The following is a 5322-nucleotide window of genomic DNA, read 5'->3' as shown; positions in this document are numbered from 1 at the left end:
ATGCGTACCTGGTTCTGGACCCTGCTGCTCGCCGTCGTCGCCGTCGCCCTGGCGGTGGTTCTGCGTTCGCACTCGGGCAACGTGCTGCTCCTGGTGTGGCCGTGGCGCATCGAGATGTCGCTGACGCTCGCCGTCCTGCTCATCGTGGCGACGTTCATCATCCTGTATGTCGGCCTGCGCCTGCTGGCCTGGCTGCTTGCCATTCCCGATCGCGTCCGGGCCTGGCGCGGCAAGCGCGCCCAAGCCCGCGACCACGAATTGCTGGAACGCGGCTGGATTGGTCTTCTTGAAGGCCGGTATTCCCACGCCGAAAAAGACCTGACCAAGCTTCTGGACCAGACCAAGGTCCGCACGCGCCGCGTCCTGGCCGCACTGTCGGCCGCCCGCGCCGCGCACGGCCTCGGTGAATTCGACCGGCGTGATCGCCTGCTCGCCAACGCGCAGGAACAGGCGGACACGGATCCCGGCCTGCTTGAAGCCACCGCCACGGTTTCCGCCGATATGCTGCTGGATCAGGGCCGCGCCGAGCGGGCGCTGACCGTGCTGGGGCCGCTGGCCGACGGTGGCGCGCGCCATCTGCACACCATGCGCCTCTTGCTGCGCGCGCATACTGCCTTGAATCACCAGGAGCAGGTCTTCACGCTGGCGCGCGGTCTTCTGCGCCGCAATGCGCTGGGCCGCCCCGAAGCCGACGTGCTGATCGACGCCTCCGGCGCCGCGCGCCTGCGCGCCGCGGCGGGCAACGACGCCTGGCGTCCCATCTGGAAAGACCTCAAGGCCGAAGAGCGCCTGCTGCCCGAAGTCGCTCTGGCGGGCGCGGCGGCGTTCGAAGCGGCCGGCGAAGCCAACGAAGCCGCCCGCGTGCTGGAGTCGGCCATCGCGGTCAAGTTCAATCCCGCCCTGGTGGCGGCCTACGCCCGCTGCGACGCCGAGCAGGTATCGCGCCGCCTGGCCAAGGCCGAGACCTGGCTGCATCAACGTCCGACCGATCCCGACCTGCTGACCGCCCTGGGCATGCTGTGCCTGAACGGCCAGCTTTGGGGGCAGGCCGAGCGCTACCTGCTGCGCAGCCTCGCGCGGCGCAGCGATGCGCAGACGCACGCGCTGCTGGGCAGCCTGTACGATCGCCTGGACCGTCCGGTCGATGCCGTGCGCCACTGGCGCCTGGCCACCGCCGCCAGCATGGCTTTGCCCGTGCTGGCCTCGGATGCGGCGCTTCCCGCCGCGGACACGGGTTCCGATCCCTATCGCGTGGACGCCGAAGGCGGCTATGCCGTCGGCCTGTCGGACACCGACGCGGACGTCGGTGGCGATTACCCCGCCTTGCCCGCCGGTGCGGCGGCCGCGCCCGTCGCGGCGTCGGCCTCGGACTACGTGCTGGACCCGGACGCGCGCGTCAGCAAGGCGCAGCACGACCGCGCCCTGGCGCCTGAAGACGCGCCGTTGGCACGCGGCACCTCCGACATCGACGAATACTTCGACAGCGCGCCGATCCCGGCTGCCGCTTTCGACGAGCCGGTGCCCACCTACGCGCCAATGCCGGCGCCCACTGCGCCCGCCGCCAAGCCGGCAGCGCCCGCGGCGCCCGTGCCGACCACCAAGCCGCCGTTCAAGGACGACGGCTCGATTTGAATAACCAATCAGACAAACAAGGTTGAACCATGAGTCTTGATCGCGTCTCCCCTGGCAAGAAGCTGCCGGAAGACTTCAACGTCATCATCGAAATCCCCATGAACGCCGACCCGGTGAAGTACGAGGTCGACAAGGATTCCGGTGCGATCTTCGTTGACCGCTTCATGCTGACCGCCATGCACTACCCGTGCAATTACGGCTACATCCCCCAGACCCTGTCCGAAGACGGCGACCCCGCCGACGTGCTGGTCCTGACGCCGTTCCCGATCCAGATCGGCGCCGTCGTGCGCTGCCGCGCCATCGGCGTGCTGGAAATGGACGACGAGTCGGGCGGCGACGCCAAGCTGCTGGCCGTGCCGATCGAAAAGCTGTACCCCCCGTACCGCAACATCAAGTCCTACGAAGATCTGCCGACGGAAGACATCTCCCGCATCCAGCACTTCTTCGAGCACTACAAGGACCTGGAAAAGGGCAAGTGGGTCAAGGTCAAGGGCTGGAAGGGCGTTGACGCCGCTCACGAGGAAATCGTGCGCAGCGCCGAGCGCTACACCAAGGGCTGATCGGGCCATGGGCCAGCCGGCATTGCGCCGGCTGGCGCCTTCCGGCGGCGCGGCCGCGACGGCTCTGGCCGCTCGCCGCCGCGCCGTTGTGCTTGTGGACGCCCGATCCATTCCGTCCTCGCTTTGGCCGCAGAAAGGGCTACACTCGCGAGTGCTTTTCAAACGCCCGGCCGCCCAACAACAACAACGCCCCATCGCGGGGTCACAGGGCATGCCAAGCGCGCGCGCGTCGGGGTAATATTTTTTCCGGTTTTACCGGTCACGTATTTGTCATAGGTTGATAGCTCATGGACTACGTTTTGCCTCCCCAGCCGCCCGTCGCGGTTCCCGTTGCCGGCAGCGCCGCGCTGTTTCCCGTTCGCCGCGTTTATTGCGTCGGCCGCAATTACGCCGAGCACGCCAAGGAAATGGGCTTCACCGGCCGTGAAGATCCGTTCTTCTTCTGCAAGCCCGCCGACGCGGTGCTGTTCGTGGCGGATGGCGAAACCGGCAAAATGCCGTACCCGCCCAAGACGTCCAACCTGCACTACGAAATGGAACTGGTCGTGGTGCTGGGCAAGGGCGGTCGCGACATCCCCGTCGACCAGGCCAACGAATGCGTGTGGGGCTATGCGCTGGGTCTGGACATGACCCGCCGTGACCTGCAAGGCGAAATGAAGAAGCAGGGCCGTCCCTGGGAAATCGGCAAGGCGTTCGACCAGTCCGCGCCGCTGGGTCCCATCCACCCCCGCAGCGTGGTCGGCACGCTCGACAAGGGCGCCATCTGGCTGGACGTCAACGGCGAGCGCAAGCAATCCAGCGACATTTCGCAGATGCTGTGGAATATTCCGGAAAGCATTTCTTATCTGTCGGGCCTGTTTGAACTGCAGCCCGGCGACATCATCTTCACCGGCACGCCTGAAGGCGTGGGCGCCGTGCGCCAAGGTGACGTGATCACTGGCGGCGTCGAAGGCCTGGGCGAACTGCGCGTGCAGATCGCCTGAGCATCGGCGTCTTCATCTTTTCATATTGGAGTTAAAGCATGCGCGGCAAGTTTGTGCTGACTGCCTTTGTCGTATTCGGCTTCGTGCTGGCCGGTTGCAATACCGTTGCCGGCATGGGCAAGGATGTGTCCCGGGCAGGCAATGCCATCACCAACGCCGCCGACAAATAATCGGCGCGCGGCGGTAAAAAAAAGCCCCTTGAGCAATCAAGGGGCTTTTTGCTTGTGGCGCGGAAAACGTTCTACAGCACGTCGCCCGCGTAGTCGGCCAGCCGCGAACGTTCGCCGCGTTGCAAGGTGACGTGGCCCGAGTGCGGCCAGCCCTTGAAGCGGTCGACCACGAACGTCAGGCCGGAGCTGCCTTCCGTCAGGTAGGGCGTGTCGATCTGGGCGACGTTGCCCAGGCAGATCACCTTGGTGCCGGGACCCGCGCGGGTCACCAGCGTCTTCATCTGCTTGGGCGTCAGGTTCTGCGCTTCGTCGATGATGAGGTATTTGTTCAGGAAGGTGCGGCCGCGCATGAAGTTCAGGGACTTGACCTTGATGCGCGAGCGGATGAGGTCCATGGTGGCCGCGCGGCCCCAGTCCCCGTTGCCTTCGCCTTCCCCCATGTTCAGCACGTCGAGGTTGTCTTCCAGTGCGCCCATCCAGGGCAGCATCTTTTCCTCTTCGGTGCCGGGCAGGAACCCGATGTCTTCACCGACGGGCACCGTGACGCGCGTCATGATGATCTCGGTGTAGCGCTTGGTCTCCAGCACCTGCGTGATGCCCGCCGCCAGCGCCAGCAGCGTCTTGCCCGTGCCGGCCTGGCCCAGCAGCGACACGAAATCGCATTCCGGGTTCATCAGCAGATTCATGGCGAAGTTCTGTTCGCGGTTGCGCGCCGTGATGCCCCAGACATTGTTCTTGCCGTGGGTGTAGTCGCGCAGGGTGGCCAGCACCGCCATCTTGCCGCTGACTTCACGCACCTGCGCGTACAGCGGCATCTGGCCTTCAAAGTAGACGAACTGGTTGACGACGAACTGCGAACACAGCGGGCCGTGGATGCGGTAGAAGGTGGTGCCGCCCTGTTGCCAGGACTCGACGTCCTTGCCGTGCTTGTTCCAGAAGTCTTCGGGCAACTGCATCACGCCCGAGTACATCAGGTCCGAGTCTTCAAGGACGTGGTCGTTGAAGTAGTCTTCGGCGGCCATGCCCAGCGCGCGCGCCTTCAGGCGCATGTTGATGTCCTTGGACACCAGCACGACTTCGCGCTGCGGGTACTTTTCCTGCAGGGCGCGCACCACGCCCAGGATCTGGTTGTCGGCCTTGCCCATCGGCAGGTCCGAGGGCAGGGTGCTGTGGATGGCGGTCGTCTGGAACATCAGGCGGCCGGTGGCGTCCTTGTTGCCCAGCTTTGCCAGTTCCAGCCCTTCGTCAAGGTGCGTGGCGTCCTGCACCAGCGAGTCCAGAGAACGGCTTACCTGACGCGCGTTGCGCGCGACTTCGGACATGCCTTTTTTCTGGTGATCCAGTTCTTCCAGCGTCATCATCGGCAGGAAGATGTCGTGTTCTTCGAAGCGGAACAGCGAACTGGGGTCGTGCAGCAGCACGTTCGTGTCCAGCACGAACAGCTTGCGCGGGGCGTTCTCGGCGCGCGCCTTGCCGCGTTTGGCCGGTGCGGGCGTGGCCTTGGCCTGGCGCGCGGGGGCGCGGGCAGCGGGCGTGGCCGGGGCGGGCGGCGGCGTTTCGTGGGCAGGGGACGGCGGGTGGGCCTTGCGGGCCGGCGCCGTCAGACCATCAAGTTCTGGCTGAACCAGCAGCTCGTCCTCGTCGTCGGCGAGGGCGGGCTGGGCATTGGACCGCGCAGCGGCAGTCTTGGTCGTGCGGGCCTGCGCCCGGGCGGATTCGCCCGAGGGGAAGGTCAGGATGGCTGCGGGGCGGGTAGGCAACTTCGGAAGCGGCATATGCATCACTCTCCTGTTTGGGCCGGCTATAGCGCCTGACGGGTTTCCTGTGCGGCTAACCGATGCTCTTGGCGGCTTGCAGGACTTCCTTCGCGTGGTTCGGGACCTTCACCCCGCGCCACTCCTGCACCAGCACGCCATAGGCGTCGATCAAGAAGGTGCTGCGTTCGATGCCGCGCACCTGCTTTCCATACATGTTCTT

Annotated in this window: 5 protein-coding genes and 1 pseudogene; 4 read left to right on the top strand and 2 right to left on the bottom strand. The window is 65.7% G+C overall.

Going from position 1 to position 5322, the window contains the following annotated elements; all coding sequences use genetic code 11:
- From RT697_RS26795 to RT697_RS26780, 4 genes are all read left to right on the top strand, one after another.
- On the top strand, nucleotides 1–1632 hold a 1632-nt coding region (locus tag RT697_RS26795), incomplete at its 5' end, for a heme biosynthesis HemY N-terminal domain-containing protein (RefSeq protein ID WP_313702655.1).
- 29 nt (nucleotides 1633–1661) lie between these two features.
- Nucleotides 1662–2192, top strand: a complete 531-nt coding sequence (ppa, locus tag RT697_RS26790; protein ID WP_175124630.1) for an inorganic diphosphatase — start codon at nucleotides 1662–1664, stop codon at nucleotides 2190–2192.
- A gap of 287 nt (nucleotides 2193–2479) precedes the next feature.
- Nucleotides 2480–3175 (top strand): fumarylacetoacetate hydrolase family protein, encoded by a 696-nt coding sequence (locus RT697_RS26785; RefSeq protein ID WP_128827800.1) that lies wholly within the window; start codon nucleotides 2480–2482, stop codon nucleotides 3173–3175.
- 38 nt (nucleotides 3176–3213) lie between these two features.
- Nucleotides 3214–3345, top strand: coding sequence for an entericidin A/B family lipoprotein (locus RT697_RS26780; protein WP_056567326.1), 132 nt, complete (start codon nucleotides 3214–3216; stop codon nucleotides 3343–3345).
- A 71-nt stretch (nucleotides 3346–3416) separates the two neighbouring features.
- Here RT697_RS26780 and RT697_RS26775 read toward each other — a convergent pair whose 3' ends face one another.
- Complete coding sequence (locus tag RT697_RS26775) at nucleotides 3417–5120, bottom strand: PhoH family protein (protein WP_313702654.1); 1704 nt, start codon at nucleotides 5118–5120, stop codon at nucleotides 3417–3419.
- A gap of 55 nt (nucleotides 5121–5175) precedes the next feature.
- A pseudogene (locus RT697_RS26770) lies at nucleotides 5176–5322 on the bottom strand (peroxiredoxin); the annotation flags it as partial.

Source organism: Achromobacter sp. (assembly GCF_032113835.1).
Taxonomy (GTDB): Bacteria; Pseudomonadota; Gammaproteobacteria; order Burkholderiales; family Burkholderiaceae_B; genus Achromobacter.
This window is presented reverse-complemented; position numbering and strand designations above follow the sequence as displayed.